The sequence below is a fragment of the Leuconostoc sp. DB-1 genome, from assembly GCF_013414845.1.
Lineage (GTDB): Bacteria > Bacillota > Bacilli > Lactobacillales > Lactobacillaceae > Leuconostoc > Leuconostoc mesenteroides.
In genome coordinates this window covers 1-19,030 of record NZ_JABFNJ010000003.1, presented here as the reverse complement: position 1 = coordinate 19,030, position 19,030 = coordinate 1, and the positions used below count along the sequence as shown (strand labels likewise).

Below are 19,030 nucleotides of genomic sequence, written 5' to 3'. Positions count from 1 at the left end.
GATACTGTTCAATCGATTTTTTAAGATACTTAGCAATATTCTTTTTCGAATAGTCATCTTGTTTATCTCGGATATATGCTAAGTGCTCTTTCACGCCCTTTAAACCACGTAACTCTTTTAATTCGTCATAGAGTGGATAAACATTTTTCTGTAACCCTGACAAAATAGTCGTATCCGTTAAATCAATATATGACAATAAAAACTGCTCCATAAGTAACTTTGTATAGGGACTTTTTATTGCCTTAACAGTCAACATATCTTCTGTTTCTTCTTGACGGATCTTGCCCTCGATATAAACGGGATCATCTAGCTTGTAACTAATATCATCTGCCACTTGTTTTCTAGTAATGTGAAAGACAATACTATCAATACTGCGCCTTTTTTGATCTTTTCGTACGTTACATTGAAAGTAGTATGTTTTGTAATTTCAGTTAAGGCTCACTTAATACCCTTTTTCAAAATGATCAAATCGTTTATATTCACTCACCGTATCTGTCACTTGTCGTAAATCATACATACTTATCTCGGGATTACGGTAACTTTCCACTTGCTCTTGTCGGCGCCCACCTTTAACACTGTAATGCTCATACTGATTGTAATTCATTGATAACCAACGATATAAATAATGGCATACTTGCTATTTAATGCAGATATATCAGACAAAGCATGTTGTGTAAAATTGGTTTTCAAATTGATTAAGTAAGGCATAATTTCCCGATGAAATTCAATTTTTACTTCGTCACTATAATCAGTCCACTCTACATAGGGAATTGGCACGATACTGATATATTTAAACCCCTTATCTTGTTCTTTTTTAATCTGAAAAAATGCTTGTTTCTGCATTTTCTCCACGGCCTCTTTAAATCGACTGTGTTTGTTACTATCATCTACTTTAAAAAAAGCAAATAACTCTCGCTTTGATAAATAAACCGTCTGATCTTGAGGTGGGTTTTCTGTATCAATTAAAGAAACAGCTAATTCAAACATTTTAAGCGGCGTTTTATCCATTTTGGCAATGGATGTGATTAAGCTATTGTGTTCGACCACTTTTCTTTTTGATAATTCATTCAAGGTCTGCACCTGCCTTGTCTTTGATTCTGATATAATAGTCATATAAATACACTCCTTTGGGTGTGTTGTTGGATAAGCATAAAGAAAACTTTTAGTCGGGAATTTCTTTATGCTTTTATTATACCCAAAAACACCCACTTTTAGATAAATAAAGTGGGTGTGTACATAGTATTTTGTGGGTGTGTACATAGTATTTTGTGGGTGTATACATAGTATTTTGTGGGTGTATAACTCTGTAACCCTTGCAAATACTCACTTTCTAACCACGCAAAAGAACAAAAGATTAAAATATAAAAGATAAACTTATAATAGGCTTCGCCTTTTTATTGATTCAATAAAAAACAAAACAAAAGAACACAGTGTACATAAATTTTGTACGGGGTGTTCTTTTTTGAATTATTTAAAGGATAAATCCCTAGTTATCTATCATAATTGCCACTTATTACGCCAATAGAGACGTTTTAATTCGTTCAATGATATTTTCTACATCACATGGCTAAAAACGCTTAGACAGGCAAATAAGCCGTTATAACGTTAGAGACTGGGTCCTTTAAAATATCACGCGTTAATTCAATGATTCGATTAATTAATGCTTTAACTTGTTCGATACCACGATCTAATCTAGTTGGCGCTATTTTCGTATCTGGATCTGCTCTAGCTGTCATAAGTGTTTTTAACCAGGACTGGGCCTCTTTTTATTTTGAGTGAGCTCTTCATGATCCAGCTTATAAAGAACAGACCGAGCTTCCATATCAGTATGCGATAGCTTGTCGACACCATAATCATTTTTAAGCATGTCTCTCATGGCATAATCTAGCTGTTGCTGTTCTCGCTGCCGCTGCTGAAGCGCTTGATGTGTTTCTGTTAGGTTTTGATAGTCAGATTGAATGTCATCTAATTGCGCTTTGACTTGTCCTAACGTTTGCTTGAGTTCTTCCGTCTCATGCTGGCTTTGTAAGGTGGCTTTCTTCATCGTGGCTAACACGTTTTTAAAGCGATCTAAGTCATCTGGCTTCAGCACCGTCTTACCAAAGAGGTTTTTAGATAAGGCTTGTTTAAAATCATCAATTTGTTTTTCGGCTAAGTCAACTTCCGTTAAGGCTTGCTCCGTGATTTGAAGTACGGCCTGTTTAGCCCTAATATTGTCTTCAACGTCAGCTAGTTCGTTTTTTAAGGCGTTAAACTGATCATTGTATTTTTTGATTTCAGCGACATTCTCAAATGGTAAGGTTTTGTTATTTAAAATCCCTTGTTCATAAAAGGGCAGCAACTTTTTTAAATCCTGATCCAGATCCTCATGAAAGGTTTGTAAATCATGGCGTGTGAGTACTTCTTTAGCGGATACTTTATAACGTGATTTTTATCATCAAAAACAACGGGGACAAAGGCATAGTGCAAGTGAGGGGTTGTCTCGTCATAATGCACGACAGCGGCCACGGCATTTTCTTGACCATAACGGGCATTCAGAAAATTAGTGGTTGCTTCAAAAAAGGCGCTCTGTTGCTCGTAGGGCGCTTCTGCGATTTCTTCGGGTAAAGTGACTATCCAAGTCGCTAACGCCTTCACATCGTCTCTTTTCATGCAATAAACGTTATTTAAACGCGCATTGAAGCGTGAAAGCATATCAGAACCATCTGTCATCAGATCTTGATTCAGATAGGATTCGACACATCAATTTCTTTGTTCGTGTGATGGTCGGTTTACGTTCAAAGTGAACCGCTAAACCAGGGACTGCGCCACGGGTATTTTTCTTTAAATGCGCCATCAAAATGCCTCCTCGAAAAAGGTTTTCCAAGACCAGTATAACACCGTTAAAAATCTGGTATAGCCTGTTATACCAAAATAATATTTTGGACAGGCTCTGCGAGGCGTGTCATCGACAAGCGATGCCAGTAGCGTTTCCCCTTCCTACTGGGGAAACTGCTATTTTACAGCGCCTATTATCCGGCTTGTAAAACCTCCGGCGGGTCACGCCATGACGGGGCAATTTATCATTGCATGATCACCTTCAGTGAGAGCATGTCATGCAGAACGCTACCCGCGTGGGGCAAGCTGATGTCAGCTTAACCACATTAAAATAATCGGTAAATGTAAGTGTATAATAAAATTTTGGCGGATTAACCTGCTCAGGGGTCAATAGATTGGGCTTTTGATCAACAGTCACCAAAGTTTTGGGCTTGCGATAACGTTTTTGCATGCGGGATTTAATCCCTAATTCACGCATCAATTTGAGTGTCATATACTCAGATACTTTTGGCCCGTCGGTTTGTTGACTATAAGCAGCAATACGACGATAACCATAAAATTTAAAGGTTTTCCAAACGTCTAAAATATAAGGTTTCAGGGATTCTCTACGCTTTTCTTGTCGACTGGGCTGCCAATGGCGCCAGTTGTAATAGGTACTAGGTTTGATTTTAAGTGCACTTAAAATACGCACAAGCGCGTAGCCTTGTGCTAAAAATTGGTTAACAAGCGGCAATCCCACCTTACGGACTATTTTTGGCTAGTAAGATGGCCGATCGCTTTAAAATTTTGTTTTCTTCCTCCAACAATAGCGAGACGCTTTTCTAATTGCTTGACCCAAAGAGCAATAGAATCTTTTGAAGGCCCAAATACCTCTGCCAATGATTTAAGTTAACGTCCTTCTTGGTGAAGTTTAACCAGTGAATCTTTAAAATCTTGTGAATAACGAATTGACATAAAAATACTCCTATACTTTCATTTTACGGACTGAATAAAAATAGTCCATTTTTTAGTATAAGAGCATTGTACTGTGGACTATTATTGTTGATTATTTTATCAAAATGTTATCTCCTTAAAAAATATGACCTAATGTTGTTGTGCTGCAAACTGCCGTTATACTCAAAAAAATGGGAGATCTTTTGATATAAGATCAGAAATTGTTACAGATAAAAATAATTATTGGCCAATAAAAGGTGAAGACTGATCAGGAATCTCAAATCACTGTTGATCCAATAATTATGAGTCTAAAACATGATAAGATTTAGTCAATTAGGAGAATAAAAATCGTGAAAATCAAATTTCTTACTAAAAAATTTTTAGACCGAGACCATCTGAATTTATCTCTGTTCAAACTGATAACTTTTTGAGAAAATTAAAGCCGAGACCGTTTTTTACAGAATATATCGAGCAAGTTTTCAGAAAGAACGTTGAACCTAACGTTAGCCAAAATTGCTTGACTTTATCGGTTTTAACGGACACTCATGAAAAAGCTGTTGCCAGTTCATCGTACTATGGTCTCAACGGTGTAAGGCATATTATTGAAGCCAATAAGGCTTGCGATTCATTGCCAGTGGATTACAATATTCATTTAGGCGATTTGATCGACGGTAGTGATAAGCCAGAGATCAGTCGAGGATTGTTACAATTCACGATGGAAAATTACCAAAATAGCCAGCGTCCTTTTTATGTGCTGGAAGGTAATCACGATGAAAATGATAAGTATGATGAACACAAATTTATTACTTCAGCCTCATTTAGACGTGACGACTACTATAATTTGGTAACGAAACATGATTTCGAACAACCTGAGATCAAACGCTTGAGTCTTGGTTCCAAAGTTGCTTGGATCGATAAAGGGATATTCGAGTAATTTTCTTGAATACGAGCGATATTCCCTATATCCTAAATGGCGGGACCAAGAAGTACGACTTCAAAAAAGTCCGTGGTATCCGCGAGCAACAGATCAAAGATTTAATATCTATTTTAGAAAAGACAATTGATAAGCATGTCGTAGTTTTTGGTCATGCTAATTTGATCAGTCAAAGTGGTCGTTCAGCTTTGAACTTCAACGGTGACTTAGTTCAGAAGATTTTTACTAGCTTTAATAATAAGGATTCTGGACAACTTAAAAATGAATTATCCGGTGATTTTGGAGTTAATGTTCGCTATAACTTTACTGATACCGGTATTTCGACCATATCGAATTATATTTGTGGACACATGCATTATGAAAAGTACTACAAAGTTAATGGAATTAATCATATAATATTAAATTGTTCGGCCTTAATGGGTAAAAAACATGGCCTAACGACTGATTATAATAAAAAATGGGATCGCCGATATAATGAGATTTCCGAATTAGCTGGATATTTCATTAATATCAATCCCGACAAAATGTTGCTCCAAATATTTGGATATGGTGCAGCAACCAGATTCGTAAGTTTTGAAATTTAAGGAGAATTAATATGTGCGGTATCGTCGGTTTCGTAGACAAGAAGATTGCTGACAAAAAGCCAGTTATAGAAGCTATGATGGATACGATCAAACATCGTGGTCCAAATAGTTCGGGGGAATTAGTTAATGAGGATACGGCGCTAGGATTTCGTCGATTGAGTATCATTGATATCAACAGTGGTATGCAACCTATTTACAATGAAGATAAATCAAAAGCAGTAATTTTTAACGGAGAAATTTATAACTACCAAGGTATTAGAGAAGAATTGATCAACAAGGGTCATACTTTTACTACCGAAACAGATACAGAAGTATTGTTACATGGTTTTGAAGAGTGGGGAATGGAAGAATTACTTAAGAAAATGGAAGTTTGTCAAATGGTGTTGAAGGATAGTTTCTATCCTTTGGAGATCTCCTCGTGTGGGAGATCTTTTTTGTTGTTTTATTAGTTGCGGCGTTTAATCTGGTGTGTTGTCTGAATATCGTACTTGAAGGCATAACAAATAAGCCTACCATCGTGACGTTATTGTGGTAGACAATCTAGGCAATCAGCTGGTAGACGCGTGTGAACATATTGGCCTGATTGGAGAAGCCATAACAAGCACGTTTGAGCTCCTTGATCTTACGGTTGATGCCCTCTATCGGTCCGTTAGAGTAGGACGATTTGGCGGCGTTAATTACTCCATTAAGATTCTTTCGTAGGGTATGCATGGCCGTATCTAGGGGCGTGCCGTTAGGCTGATAGTTAGTGATGATATTCTTGAGTTCATCAGCGTGACGCCCCATCAAAGCATCGTGGAGATCGATGTAGGTTTCATAAGCTGTTTTGAAGGCCGGAAACGTATCGGTTCCAATATCAATAGCGTTCTGTTCGGTCGAGTACTCATTCAGGCCGAAGAGGTAGCGGCTCTTTTGTGCGTCAGGGTTGGCCTTGTGGAATAGGCGCCATAGTGATTTCAGTACTTTATATTCCCGCGAATGCTTGTCGAGTTGCTTTAAACATTGAGTGCGAATGTTATCCATCGTCCAGCCCATTAATTGAATAATGTGGAACCGATCAATAATGAGTTCGGCGTTAGGGAATAGTTCGTGCACGAATGCCTGATAGGAGGCGTTCATGTCCATGATGACGCGTTGAACCGCGGCCCGTTCTGCGGTGCTGTACTGACTAAGAAAGAACTGTTTGATGGTTCTATTAAGGCGGTCGCTAAGTACTTTAACTGATTTGTGAGTGTCGGCGTCAATGCAAATAAACGACATGGAGCCGTGCGTGGAACGGAATTCATCAAAGCATAGATTAATCGGTAACCGGCGGCTCGCGTGTGGATGAATATTAGCCGTCAAAATACGCTGAACTGAGTTTGTCGAAATACCGGTGAGACTGGCGATAGTCTTAGCCGGGAGTGATTTACTGGCTAGCTTCAGCACATGAGTCGCTAGTCCGTGACCGATGGCGTGGTTGGTTGCTACCACTGGAGTGGTGGCCGTACAAGTGCTATGGCAGTTACTACAACGCCAGCGTTGCTTGTTTAGCTCTAGAATTACGGGCCGGTCCATGGGTCCTGCAATGTGGACATGAGTGAGCTTGTGTCCGTTAGGGTGCAACGTATTGTATCCACAGCTGGGACAGCGCCTGAGTGTGTAGGTAAGCTCTGCCTGGATGACCAAATACTTTTTGCGACCCGAGCCCCGACCATGAAATTCATCACGAGTACCGAACACCTGAATGTTTGTGTCTGTAATTCCCAGTAATTTAAGTGTATTATCTAGTTGAGACATCTATTCCTACCCCGCTTATCTTGAGTTTCGTCGCTTAAAGCATAGCACTAGGGAGGCTTAGATGCCTTTTTTTGTTATCAAAAAGGCCTAGTACTTTTGGAATGGAAATACTTTCCAACACCAAAAATTCTAGACCCTAATATTTTTACTTATTTAGAACTATTTCATAAACTTGATGGACGTCAAGTTTATATCTCCCAAAAGTTAATACACTCTAGTTGAACTAAAATTAAGGGAGAAATCATATGCAACATAATATTCTTAAACATAAAAATAAAATTACTAGTATCAGTGGCTTACTCATTGCTTTAGGACTAATCGCACACTTTATTTTTGCCAATACAACAATTTCTAATAGTGCTTTTATTATAGCTTCGATATTAGGCGTTACCCCATTTCTTTACAGGCTTATCAGGCTATGAAAGTAAAAGTAGTAAGTATTGATATTTTAGTAACGATAGCGGTCATTGGTGCTCTCTTTATTCAAAATTATGAAGAATCAGCAATTGTTACTTTTTTATTTTTATTTGGATCATATTTAGAACAACGAACACTTAACCAAACACGATCAGCTATTAAAGAGTTGACGGAAATGGCTCCAGAAACTGCTTTTAAGCAATTGACAGGGGGACAATTTGCAGAAGTAGATATTGATGAAGTAGAAGAAGGGGATATTCTCCTAGTAAAGACTGGTGCCAAGATTCCCGTAGATGGTAGGGTAACTACTGGAAAAGGATATGTAAATGAGGCTAATATCACAGGTGAATCTTTACCTTTAAAGAAAGAAAAAGACGATGAAGTATTTGCCGGTACTATTATGGACAATGGTACTATTCAAATAGTGGCTGATAGAGTAGGGGAAGATTCTACATTTGGAAAAATTATTGAGTTGGTAGAAGAAGCACAGGATTCTAAATCAGAAGCAGAACGATTCATTGACCAGTTTTCTCGCTGGTATACACCTGCAGTACTTACAATTGGGCTGTTGGTTTGGGTATTAACCAAAGATACAGAACTTGCGATTACTGTATTAGTACTTGGTTGCCCAGGAGCCTTGGTAATTGGTGTACCTGTTTCAAATGTTGCGGGGATAGGAAATGGCGCAAAAAATGGTATTTTATTTAAAGGTTCTGAAGTGATTAGTCATTTTGCCAATGCAGATACAGTGTTATTCGATAAAACAGGTACCTTAACTGAAGGAAAGCCTGAAGTGAGCGATATTATTCATTATGGAAATAATCAGGAGGAGGATTTATCTCTATTGCTTTCAGTTGAAAGTGAGTCTGATCATCCATTAGCTGTCGCTATTGCAAATAAATTAGCACAATATAAAGTAAGGCCTATAGAAAATACACAGGTTGTAAAAGGTGGGGGCGTAATTGCTCACGTAGATGGGCACGTTGTTTCAGTAGGAAATAAAACCTTAATGAAACAAGAAAGTATACCGCTATCTGATGATGTTCTTAAAAAATTGAATAAATTAGAAAGAACCGGTAATTCAATTGTATTAACGGCAGTTGATCATAAGTTAATCATGTTAATGGGTATCCGCGACAAAGTTCGACCAGGTGTTAAACAGGACTTACAAAAATTAAAATCACTTGGTATTAAAAATCTCATTGTATTATCAGGTGATAACCAAGGTACAGTTAATTCAGTTAAAAAGGAACTAGGTTTAACCGAAGCCCATGGTGATATGCTACCAGAGGACAAGCAAGCATTTCTAAAAAGACGACAGGACTCAGGTGAAATAGTCGTTTTTATCGGTGACGGCGTTAATGACAGTCCCTCTCTGGCTACTGCAGAGGTAGGTATAGCTATGGGGAATGGAACAGATGTCGCAATTGAAAGTTCAGATATTGTTTTAATGAATTCTAACTTTAACCGCCTTCCTCATGCTTTAGGCCTAGCAAAAGGAACATATGCGAATATGCGACAAAATATTCTAATTGCTGTTGGCGTCGTGATAATACTATTGGTTAGTTTAATATTTAGTGAATGGATGTCTATGTCAATTGGGATGTTGGTTCATGAGGCCAGTATTTTAGTAGTTATTTTAAATGCAATGAGATTAAGAGGTTATCAATTAAGATAATTGATCTATATCAAGTATCTTAAAAAGAATGGCCTATATAATTTATTTAAAGGAGTGATAGATATGACTAAAGCAACATTAAAATTAGAAACATTAACTTGTCCATCATGTTTACAAAAAATCGAACGTGGTTTAAAACAGACTGCTGGTGTAAAAAAAGATTCTGTAAAAGTACTTTTCAATGCGAGTAAGGTAAAAGTGGATTTTGATGAAAATCAGGTCAATTTGAATACAATTGAAAAAGCAATTGAAGACTTAGGATACCCAGTAATTAGTTCAAAAGTAAAGGAAGGTGCATAAAATGACAACGGTAAATGAAAGGCAAGAAAAATTAGCTGCCGAACAAGCATATAAAGAACACATTCATCATACTAAGATTAATTCTGCAGCTGTTACAGATCATATACTTGCTAATATTCATACATTACATGTAAAATTGCATCAATATCATTGGTATGTAAAAGGCAAAAATTTCTATGCATTGCATAATGTTTTTGAAAATTTATATAACGAGAATGAGGCATGGTTTGATAAAATTGCAGAACGTTTACTAGCTTCAGGATTTAAGCCAGCATCAACAACTACTGAATTTCAAGAATTTACAACGATTTCTGAAGATTCTTCGGAAAATATTACACTGCTGATGAGATGGTCCTACAGATAGTAGAAGATTTTAGATCTAATCGTGAATTTACTATCCGTGCAATTCGCTTAGCACAAGAAGAAGGAAATGATGCTTTGGAAGATTCACTAATTAGTTATAAAGCTTATTTAGACGTAAATATTTGGAAACTTCAATCATTTATTAATAAGGATGCCTTAGAAGACGATGACTATATAGATAACGATTAATTAGGAGGAAAACGGTATGGCATACCATAATCATCATAGTCATGTAGATTGTATACGTTTAGTGCCGATTTTCAATCATCTCAATGATGAACAAATGCATCTAATTGCTCAATCAGCGAATGAAGTACAATACGTAAAGAATGAGCTATTATTTAGGTTTGGTGATAAAGATGACACATTATATATCATAAACAATGGACGTGTACGTATTTATAGCCTAAGTGAGTCTGGTCGTGAGCAAACCATACGTATCCTACATCCGGGTGATTTTATGGGGGAAGTTGCTGTTTTACAGACTGAAGGTTATCATTCGAATTATGCTGAAGCAATATCGGAAACAAGTATTTGTAGGATTCATAAAAAGGATTTAGATCAATATTTAGATCTCTATCCAGAAATCATGCGACGAATATTATCGGATATTACAAAACGGCTACAGTTATCAGAAAAACAAACTGTGCAAGTCAGTATTGAACCTGTTGAAGCTCGAATTATTGATTTTCTATCAGAAAATGTTGAAGATGAAAAAACCATACTTATGTGACTTTACCCATGTCAAAAAAGATTTGGCTACTTACCTGGGGACAACTCCAGAAACAATAAGCCGTAAGTTCTCATCATTGGAAGAGAGAGGTCTAATTAAACGGCATACCCAAAAATGTGTTGAGATATTTGATTTAGATGAATTATTATTTGTATCAAGTTAAGTCGATTTATACTTAAAATAAGGATATTGATTTGAATGCATACCAAACATTAATTGAAGTCCAAGCAGCCATTGGTTGATATATCAATTTTTATAATCGCAATCGCATCTCAATTATCACTAAGTAACTGAATAAAAATAGTCCAATTATTCAGTATGCTTTTGATGTAATTATCCAAAATCAATTTGATCTAACATCGTCTCGCGACTAGCTTGATCTAAACCAAGGTAAGTCAGTGTCATGGCTTCGCTTGAGTGATTCAATAAGTGCATGACTAAACCAATATTGTAATTTGACTGTGTATAGACACGATAAGCGCCTGTTTTACGCATGGTGTGCGTGCCTAAATAGTTGATACCTAGTAGATCACCAACACGCGCCATCACTTTATAAAACTGTTTCTCGGTGATATGGCGATCATGATGGGCTGTCGAGGGAAATAACCACTCAGAATTGATGTTTTCTTGTACCAGCCAATCATGATAGTGTAGCAAGTCTTGCTGGACAGGCTTTAGATATAACGTGTTTGCTTTACCCGTCTTTTTATCATGAATAAAAGCCGTATTTTTAACAGAGCCATCTGGATTATAGATATCTGATTTCTTTAACGTCATGACATCACTCACCCGTAGCAGGGTGGCTTTGCCAACTTGAAAGATGGTGTAGTTACGGCGGCCAGCACGAAAACTATCTAGTAGGGTGTCTTGTACCATCTTTAAAACGTTGGAGTCTTTGATGGGTAGGACAATTTGTTGCGCCATGATTCATATATACCTTTCTGAAATTAAATAATTAAATAAATAAATAATTTAATTGTTTATTTATTTATTTATTGATGACCAGGACCGTATTTCTAAACTTCTTTTATGGTTTATTATATCACTTAACAAAAAAACAGCCCCCATTATCTAACTGTTAGATAATGGGGGCTGTTTTAATAGTCTTTCCTAGGGCGATTATATAATTATAGACCCTAAATTAGGGAATTTTTTAGTGACCACCTAGGATCATAGTTAACTCATAGCAAAACTCCTGGTATTTTACTTAGAAGTCAATAAATTAATTGGACTGCTTTATGGTGGTAGGTTATGACGTATTTTAAAAAGCAACTTTGTTGGATTCCGTCAGCTTTGTTTGAACAATGCGCATTACAAATTAGTGCAGCGACTGGAAGAATTATTATTAGTGTCACTAAATGATTCACTTAATATACAAAATGAACAGCAGAAATATCTCGTTAATGTCTATATTTCTTCTGGGTTAATCAAATCCTATATCACTTGGTTCAAAAGTAATGGGCGGATAACGGAAGCAACATTAAATGAAACAAACAAAAAGATATTTAGCACACTGATTGCACTCAATTGATTAGTGATGACATTTGGCAACAAATGCATCACTAATTTAGTAGCAAAATTAAACTACAACAGCTGTTGCCAGAGCCAAACGCATCATATCCTGAAATGCAGTCTCGCGCATTTTAGCATCAGCGTACTTTTGAGTCACTAAATTGTCACTCACCGTCAAAATACTGAGTGTTTGAACATGATATTTAGCGCCAATCAAGAATAACCCAGCTGACTCCATTTCGACAGCCATAACACCATACTGCGCCAATTTATGATTATCAATTTCATCATTATAAAAACGATCAGCAGCAAAAATATTACCAACACGCACAGGAATATCAAGTTGTTTAGCAGATTGATGCGCTTGACACAACAAATCAAAATTAGCTAAAGGTGCAAAAGCAATTGATTGTCCAAAAGTGGCTTGTAAGACATTGGAATCTGTTGACGCCCCTTCTGCTAACAAGACATCCCCAATTTCTAACTCAGGTAACAATCCGCCAGCTGTGCCGACACGAATTATTTTTTTGACCCCAAAATCTTGAATAAGCTCTGTGGCATAAATTGATAATGACGGAATTCCCATGCCAGAACCTTGCACGCTAACCCGCACGCCTTGATAAGTACCTGTATATCCAAACATGTTACGAACCGTGTTGTATTGGGTGACATTTGCCAAAAAATTTTCAGCGATAAACTTTGCCCGTAAGGGATCGCCCGGCAACAAGACGACTTCTGCAATGTCACCTTGTTTTGCATCAATATGTGTACTCATTGTAATTCTCCTAAAAAACTTGTGCCATTATCTAGCTGCCCACCGAAATTTTCCAAAACCGTTGCCCCAAGATCAGCAAATGTTCGGCGTCTGCCTAACGTTTTCCCGCATTGAATCAGTCTTGGTGAATAGCTCAACAATGGTACCACTTCACGTGTATGATCAGTACCATGAAAAGTTGGATCATTGCCATGATCCGCTGTAACCATAATAAGATCATCCCGATTCATCTTGCCTAACACATCACCAAGTTCTTGATCAAATGCCATCAAAGCATGTCCAAAACCAATCGGATCTCTGCGATGCCCGTACATAGCATCAAAATCGACTAAATTAGTAAACACAAAACCATTAGGTGTCGTGTCCATCACATGCTGCAAATGAACCATGCCGTTGTCATTGCTTTCATTATGATAAGCCGTACCAATTCCCTCACCGGAAAAAATATCTTGAACTTTACCAATGCCAACCACAGGTACACTCATTTTTTGTAACTTTGTTAATACCGTTTCCCCAGTGGGTTTAAGAGAAAAATCACGACGATTGGCAGTCCGTTTAAAATCACCTGCATCATGACCCACAAACGGTCTAGCGATTACACGCCCGATTTGATAGGGCGGCTGATTTACTAAAGTACGTACATATTCACAAATTCGGTACAGCTCAGCTACCGGCACAACGTTTTCATGCGCTGCAATTTGTAACACCGAGTCTCCAGATGTGTAAACAATCAGTCCCCCAGTCACAATCTGTTCAGCGCCATAGTCCCTTAGCGCTTCTGTTCCCGAATAGGGGCGATTCAACAAGATTTTCCGATTTGCAAATTCAGAAATCTTGCTTACCAGCTCATCTGGAAAGCCATTTGGAAATGTCGCTAAGGGTTGCTTAACTGGTAAGCCCATCATTTCCCAATGACCATCCATGCTATCTTTGCCTGCTGATACTTCTTGCATGGTACCAAAATCACCAATGGGTTGACTTTCGACGCTAACACCCTCAAGACCACCATGATGCAAATTTGCCAATCCCATTGCTTGTAAATTTGGCAAATGAAGCCGACCATGATACACATGTGCAACATGCCCAATCGTATCAGAACCAACATCATTAAAGCTAGCTGCATCAGGTGCCGCGCCAGCACCCACCGAATCCAAAACAATGACCATAATCCGTTTAAAAGGCTTCATGCGTGAACCTCTTTTGTCACGTGACTGCATATATTGGGATAAGATTTTTGCGTACCACGCGCCATGACAGACAGCGCAGCATAGGCATTAGCTTGAGCAATTGCTGCGTCAAGTGACTCACCTTGAGCAAAATAATGTGCAAACGAACCGACAAACGCATCACCTGCACCGGTAGTATCAATGGCATTAACATCTTGACCATCAACTAATGTTTCTTTCTGGCCTGCCGTTATCCAAAGCGCACCACGTTCACCCATTGTCACAATGACATTTGCCACGCCAAATGAAAACAAACGTCGCGCCGCAGATTTGGTTTCCTGAACTGTTGACACTGGCATATTGGTAATAGCAGCAAGTTCAGATTCATTAGGAATCAGATAATCAATCATTTGCAAAACGTCTAACGGTAATTTGTGCGCCGGTGCAGGGTTATATATAATCGGAATATTATATTTTTTAGCCAAATGAATGGCCTTAATATTAGTTGGCATGGGCACCTCTTGTTGCAGCACAATAACCTTTGCCCGTTTTATCAAGTCGATTTTATCCAACAATACTTCTGGTGTGAGTTCAGTGTTTGCACCCTGCACAACCAAGATACGGTTGTCACCGTTACTTTCGACAAAAATCGGTGCCACGCCGTTACTCTGATTTCCTGTTAATACACCACTGATGTCAATATGGTTGGCCACAAAATTGGCACGTGTTTTTACGCCAAAGCCATCATTGCCAACACACGTTAGCATTGCAACCCGAGCGCCCAATCGACTGGCAGCTACTGCTTGGTTAGCACCTTTACCGCCAAATCCCATTTCAAAGCTTGGTGCTTCAACTGTCTCGCCTTTATGAGGTAAACGATCAACATAACTGATTAAATCCATTACATTTGACCCAATGACTAATACATCAATATCTTTTACCATATTATTCTCCAATTCCAGTCGTAACCGTAAATGACTGTGTTTCACCAGCCGCAAGATGAATCAAAGTACCTGCTTGACTAGCAGCGTTATACCCATCTGGGTGACTCGTACCTGGAATGGCAAATGCCGCTACTTGTTGATCAGGATTGTGTAACAACCATCTCGTAACAAACGGTAATTCCTTCGTGCTAAATGCTGTAACACATGTTGGTCCATCTGGTAGTGACATTTTAAAAACAGCTCGGTCAACAAACGGACGCAAATCTGTTGACATGTAGACAATTTCTGGGTCAAAACGACTACCATCATCTAGCACCTCAATGACTTCACCACTTGTTTGCAGTTCTCTGTTAAATGCCCGCCAGTTGGCTGTCGGCTTGACATGGGCTGGAATTGATCGTCTTAATTTCAGTGCATTCTCTGGTACGTTAGCTGACATCGTGGCGCCATTAACATAGCAATAATTGAGATGATTCAAATATTGCAACGGCATAGTTTGATAGTTGCTGAGATTAGTCACTTTTAATCCAATATCTATCAATGCTGAAGCTGCGTGCATGATAACAGTATTATGGGTTCGATAATGATATCCAAATCCTTTTACATACTCATACTCGCCGCCAATTATGATATTATCTTGGTCAAATTCTAAATAAATATGGTCAATTTTGGTCATTGGATATTCACCATGTAATGGGTGCTGATCTGTCTCACTAGGCGTACCGCTGGCTAAAACGCCGGATGTAAATTGAAACATACCATACGTATCAGTCACCTGCGTTCCTAAATAAGGTTTATCAAATGCCGATGCCATTTTCAGAGATAATTGATCAAAAACGGCATCCCAAATCATGAAACCTTGAAAAGGTAGTATCACAATGTAGCCACGATTATTACTTATTTTCAAACCGGCAACGCCTGTATCATATTGCATGGTCGTCACCGTAAAATGTTCATCTTGATAAATGTTATAAGGTGTTTTATCAAATAACTTCTCCGGCAAATTGATTCTTTGTGTCATGCTGTTGTGCCTCTCTTTCTTGCTGTACCATTGTCTTGGCAAACCAAGCGACAACGGCAAAAGCGATTAAATCAATACTGAAACTTGTAGACATATCCGTCAGATCGGCGACAGCACCCTGTATCACTGGTAAAATGGCGCCGCCAACAATACTCATAACCAAAATAGCACCGGCTGTCTCACGATGAGTTGGCACCTGAACCGTCTTAATCGTTTCCGAATAAATAGTTGCCCAACCCGGTCCAAACAAGCCACTCACTAGCACTAAAGCATATAATGCTGAAATATCATGTACCAATGTGACGTAGAGCAACACCACAATACCCATCACACCATACGACAGAAGAACATGACCTGCACCAAATTTTGGTATTAACAAGTTGGCAATAAATTTACCAACAAAGAAAGCAACGTAAGCATAAATCATAAAATTACTAGCATATCGTTCATTAAAATGGCTATTCAACGTCAAAGCAAGTCGAATTGTAAAGCTCCAAACCGCTGTTTGCATACCAACATAGAAAAATTCAACCAAAATACCTTTTTTAAAAGGCTTGTTTTGCCATAAGTACTTGAGTGTGTCCAGAAGCTTTGCATTTGGTTGCCCAACAGTTAGTGATTGCTGCCTTTTCTTTGGGTATTGTGTCAAAACCAAGATGATAAAGGCAGCACCTAACACCACAAGCAAATATTGATAAGGCAGTAATGTATGTGCCAAAGCTTTGTGGCCAAATGAGAGCTTTTCGCTGGCGTTCATTCCTGCCATCTGTTGCGCCAAGCTTTTCCCATTGCCAAAAATAAGATATTTTCCCAATATAATACCTATAATTGATCCCACAGGATAAAATGTTTGCGAAATATTGAGTCTCAGAGTGGCGTGTTGCTTAGGACCTAATAAACTAGAATAGGTATTAGCGCTAGTTTCCAAAAAACTCAACCCTGTTGCCAAAACAAATATTGCAATTAAAAATACGCTATATGTACCCATTTGACTGGCTGGAAAGAACAATAGCGACCCAGCCATATACAGCCCGAGCCCAATTAAAATTGAAATTTTATAACTCGTTCTTTGAATCACGCGACTGGCTGGAATAGCCAGTACAAAATAGCCAAAGTAAAATGCACTTTGTACAAATGCGCTGGCAACATTTGACAGCGTAAACACTGCTTTAAATTGCGTAATTAAAATATCGTTCAAGCTAGCTGCAGCCCCCATAATGGAAACATGAGTGATAGTAAAAGAAACTGAAAAGGTGGTGTTTTATTCAGGTAGCCATCTGCCTGAACAACTGCTTTTGTTTTAAATATTGTCATTATTTTCTCCTCCAATGTCACTATTTACATAGCATAGTTGATCTTTTGAGAGCGTACAATGACAATAATTGTCTTCACAAACATTTGTTCGCAATTCATCGCACTGATGTTCCTGACGAGCCGATCATGATTGCATATTTTTTTCACAAAGTGTTGACATGCTATTGTTCATTTCCTCATATTTACGGGAATAATAACGATGATATCTAACTTATTAACCCTTTCATTATCATTATATTATCTTGTTAATAAACGATTGGCACACCCAAATATTGACATTAAAAAAAGCCACATCTCTATTAAGACAGCTTTGTGCATTAATTTACATTATAATAGAAAAATTCTTCTTTATTTTTGAACAATTTTCAACTTATATTTTTAAACGTTCGTTTTTCAGCTAATTATAGATTTAAAAAAAGACAGATTTAGTTCATCATAAATTAAATCTGTCTTTTCAACTCATTTATTGGATTCGTTGTTATTTTTTCTTTTCAAGAGTGTTGCTCTTATACTAAAAAAATGGACTATTTTTATTCAGTCCGTAAAATGAAAGTATAGGCGTATTTTTATGTCAATTCGTTATTCACAAGATTTCAAAGATTCATTGGTTAAACTTCACCAAGAAGACCGTTCACTTAAATCATTAGCAGAAGAATTTGGTCCGTCGAAAGATTCTATTGCTATTTGGGCTAAACAAGCTACCCCAATCATGATCAAGGGTCAGTCAAAGACGTTAAAGGACGTCAAGCAACTAGAGAAGCGCCTCGCTATTTTGCGTTAGTTGTACTTCGAAAGTAACACCGTGGCTCGTTTTAAAATCTCAAGTTCTTCGCGAAGTTTGTCGTTTTCCTTTTGTAATGCGTTTACATCAGCTTGCGTCCATTTTTTGCCGTCCACTTCGTGGACCGCGTACAACTTGACCCAGTTACGGATTGAGTCGACCGAAGGTCCGTATTCAGCGGATAGATCAGTATATGAACGGCCTTGATTGTGCATCTCAACAAGAGACTGCTTAAATTCTTTTTTGTATCGAATCATATTAAAAAATGCTCCTATGCTATTAGTTTACAGGGCAGAAGAAAATCTGTCCGTAAATCTAGCATAAGAGCATTCCGCCATTTAACTAGTCTTCTTTTCTTTTTTAGTTGTAACTATTTACCAAAACGCCACCACTTTTTAGGTTTAGGTTGTGACTCCGGGGTGCTATTTTCAGGTTCCGGTTGTTTGTCTGACGTCACTTCTTTTTCACCATCATCATGCGGTGCCATCGTTAAGGCTTTCAAGTCCTTAATTTCTGCCTTGTATTCTTCGAGCAGTTGTTTGTCCTGTAAGGCTAGCCGTTGTTGTTGGTCTAATAAATTTTGCATTTGGTTCAATTGCTTAAAGTGTTGTGATTTAGTTTCTTTTAAATCTTCTATTTGTGCATTCTGATACTTAATAATGTCATTTAAGTAGTTAATATCTGGATATTTTAGGTTGGCGTTTTCAAAGTTTTCGGTTTTTGATTCTGGTTGTTGATATGTGTTTTCGGTTTTCGATTTATGGTTGTCGATTCCAGACGAAAACATTGTTCTTATAGCCTTTTGTCCGTTTTCGTTAACCAAAAACCGGTTTCCGTTTTTTGAAAACCATTGTTTTCGTTCGCTATCCGAAACTTTTTTGTTAATTGCAGTCTTACTAACTCCTAACTCATCAGCAAGTTCTCGAATTGTTTTTAAATTTTCACTCATGATCTATATCCTGCCTTTTAACGATTGGTA

17 protein-coding genes and 6 pseudogenes are annotated in these 19,030 nt (G+C 37.9%); 8 read left to right on the top strand and 15 right to left on the bottom strand.

Going from position 1 to position 19,030, the window contains the following annotated elements; translation table 11 throughout:
* The 6 genes and pseudogenes from HFP47_RS10425 to HFP47_RS10415 form a co-directional block, all read right to left on the bottom strand.
* Positions 1-1,113: pseudogene (locus HFP47_RS10425) on the bottom strand (RepB family plasmid replication initiator protein); the annotation flags it as partial.
* A 464-nt stretch (positions 1,114-1,577) separates the two neighbouring features.
* Positions 1,578-1,736, bottom strand: coding sequence for a hypothetical protein (locus tag HFP47_RS11000; protein WP_257229773.1), 159 nt, complete (start codon positions 1,734-1,736; stop codon positions 1,578-1,580).
* 8 nt (positions 1,737-1,744) lie between these two features.
* Positions 1,745-2,341, bottom strand: a complete 597-nt coding sequence (locus tag HFP47_RS10995; RefSeq protein ID WP_257229772.1) for a hypothetical protein — start codon at positions 2,339-2,341, stop codon at positions 1,745-1,747.
* A 5-nt stretch (positions 2,342-2,346) separates the two neighbouring features.
* Positions 2,347-2,712, bottom strand: a complete 366-nt coding sequence (locus tag HFP47_RS10990) for a plasmid recombination protein (protein ID WP_257229771.1) — start codon at positions 2,710-2,712, stop codon at positions 2,347-2,349.
* Complete coding sequence (locus HFP47_RS10985) at positions 2,696-2,836, bottom strand: hypothetical protein (RefSeq protein ID WP_257229770.1); 141 nt, start codon at positions 2,834-2,836, stop codon at positions 2,696-2,698. The genes HFP47_RS10990 and HFP47_RS10985 overlap by 17 nt, the downstream gene beginning before the upstream one ends.
* Positions 2,837-3,079: 243 nt before the next feature.
* Positions 3,080-3,556: an IS3 family transposase gene (locus tag HFP47_RS10415; protein ID WP_179876419.1), complete on the bottom strand. Its 477-nt coding sequence runs from the start codon at positions 3,554-3,556 to the stop codon at positions 3,080-3,082.
* A gap of 711 nt (positions 3,557-4,267) precedes the next feature.
* Between HFP47_RS10415 and HFP47_RS10835 the strand changes: the two genes are divergently transcribed.
* From HFP47_RS10835 to HFP47_RS10405, 3 genes and pseudogenes are all read left to right on the top strand, one after another.
* Positions 4,268-4,684, top strand: coding sequence for a metallophosphoesterase (locus HFP47_RS10835; protein WP_257229769.1), 417 nt, complete (start codon positions 4,268-4,270; stop codon positions 4,682-4,684).
* 5 nt (positions 4,685-4,689) lie between these two features.
* On the top strand, positions 4,690-5,268 hold the full coding sequence (locus HFP47_RS10830; RefSeq protein ID WP_257229768.1) for a hypothetical protein: 579 nt from the start codon (positions 4,690-4,692) through the stop codon (positions 5,266-5,268).
* 11 nt (positions 5,269-5,279) lie between these two features.
* Positions 5,280-5,633 (top strand): annotated as a pseudogene (locus HFP47_RS10405) (asparagine synthetase B); the annotation flags it as partial.
* Between the two features lie 175 nt (positions 5,634-5,808).
* Here the strand turns inward: HFP47_RS10405 and HFP47_RS10400 are convergent.
* Positions 5,809-7,047, bottom strand: coding sequence for an ISL3-like element IS1165 family transposase (locus tag HFP47_RS10400; RefSeq protein WP_179876418.1), 1,239 nt, complete (start codon positions 7,045-7,047; stop codon positions 5,809-5,811).
* A 245-nt stretch (positions 7,048-7,292) separates the two neighbouring features.
* Between HFP47_RS10400 and HFP47_RS10395 the strand changes: the two are divergent.
* The 4 genes and pseudogenes from HFP47_RS10395 (at position 7,293) to HFP47_RS10380 (ending at position 10,701) form a co-directional block, all read left to right on the top strand.
* A pseudogene (locus HFP47_RS10395) lies at positions 7,293-9,142 on the top strand (heavy metal translocating P-type ATPase).
* 63 nt (positions 9,143-9,205) lie between these two features.
* A complete protein-coding gene (locus HFP47_RS10390; RefSeq protein WP_004909683.1) occupies positions 9,206-9,442 on the top strand; it encodes a heavy-metal-associated domain-containing protein in 237 nt (78 codons plus the stop codon).
* A gap of 1 nt (position 9,443) precedes the next feature.
* A pseudogene (locus tag HFP47_RS10385) lies at positions 9,444-9,994 on the top strand (DNA starvation/stationary phase protection protein).
* Positions 9,995-10,010: 16 nt separating this feature from the next.
* Positions 10,011-10,701: pseudogene (locus HFP47_RS10380) on the top strand (Crp/Fnr family transcriptional regulator).
* Positions 10,702-10,871: 170 nt separating this feature from the next.
* Here HFP47_RS10380 and HFP47_RS10375 read toward each other — a convergent pair.
* The 6 genes and pseudogenes from HFP47_RS10375 to fucP form a co-directional block, all read right to left on the bottom strand.
* Positions 10,872-11,462 (bottom strand): site-specific integrase, encoded by a 591-nt coding sequence (locus HFP47_RS10375; RefSeq protein ID WP_015062909.1) that lies wholly within the window; start codon positions 11,460-11,462, stop codon positions 10,872-10,874.
* A 655-nt stretch (positions 11,463-12,117) separates the two neighbouring features.
* The gene (gene deoD / locus HFP47_RS10370) at positions 12,118-12,825 is read right to left on the bottom strand and encodes a purine-nucleoside phosphorylase (RefSeq protein WP_077283322.1); all 708 of its coding nucleotides are present in this window, start codon (positions 12,823-12,825) and stop codon (positions 12,118-12,120) included.
* On the bottom strand, positions 12,822-14,012 hold the full coding sequence (locus HFP47_RS10365; RefSeq protein WP_179876417.1) for a phosphopentomutase: 1,191 nt from the start codon (positions 14,010-14,012) through the stop codon (positions 12,822-12,824). Before HFP47_RS10365 ends, deoD begins: the two co-directional genes overlap by 4 nt.
* Entirely contained in the window at positions 14,009-14,935 is a 927-nt protein-coding gene (gene rbsK, locus HFP47_RS10360) for a ribokinase (protein WP_135400478.1), read from the bottom strand. The genes HFP47_RS10365 and rbsK overlap by 4 nt, the downstream gene beginning before the upstream one ends.
* Before the next feature lies 1 nt (position 14,936).
* The gene (locus HFP47_RS10355; RefSeq protein ID WP_179876416.1) at positions 14,937-15,956 is read right to left on the bottom strand and encodes a DUF4432 family protein; all 1,020 of its coding nucleotides are present in this window, start codon (positions 15,954-15,956) and stop codon (positions 14,937-14,939) included.
* Positions 15,919-17,270: pseudogene (fucP, locus tag HFP47_RS10350) on the bottom strand (L-fucose:H+ symporter permease). The gene HFP47_RS10355 and the pseudogene fucP overlap by 38 nt, the downstream one beginning before the upstream one ends.
* A 568-nt stretch (positions 17,271-17,838) precedes the next feature.
* Here fucP and HFP47_RS10345 point away from each other — a divergent pair.
* Positions 17,839-18,051: a transposase gene (locus tag HFP47_RS10345; RefSeq protein ID WP_179876415.1), complete on the top strand. Its 213-nt coding sequence runs from the start codon at positions 17,839-17,841 to the stop codon at positions 18,049-18,051.
* Here the strand turns inward: HFP47_RS10345 and HFP47_RS10340 are convergent.
* Both HFP47_RS10340 and HFP47_RS10335 read right to left on the bottom strand, forming a co-directional pair.
* Positions 18,048-18,308: a transposase gene (locus HFP47_RS10340; protein WP_216988134.1), complete on the bottom strand. Its 261-nt coding sequence runs from the start codon at positions 18,306-18,308 to the stop codon at positions 18,048-18,050. The genes HFP47_RS10345 and HFP47_RS10340 overlap by 4 nt on opposite strands.
* Positions 18,309-18,421: 113 nt before the next feature.
* Positions 18,422-19,000, bottom strand: coding sequence for a DNA-binding protein (locus HFP47_RS10335; RefSeq protein WP_179876414.1), 579 nt, complete (start codon positions 18,998-19,000; stop codon positions 18,422-18,424).
* Positions 19,001-19,030 lie beyond the last annotated feature (30 nt).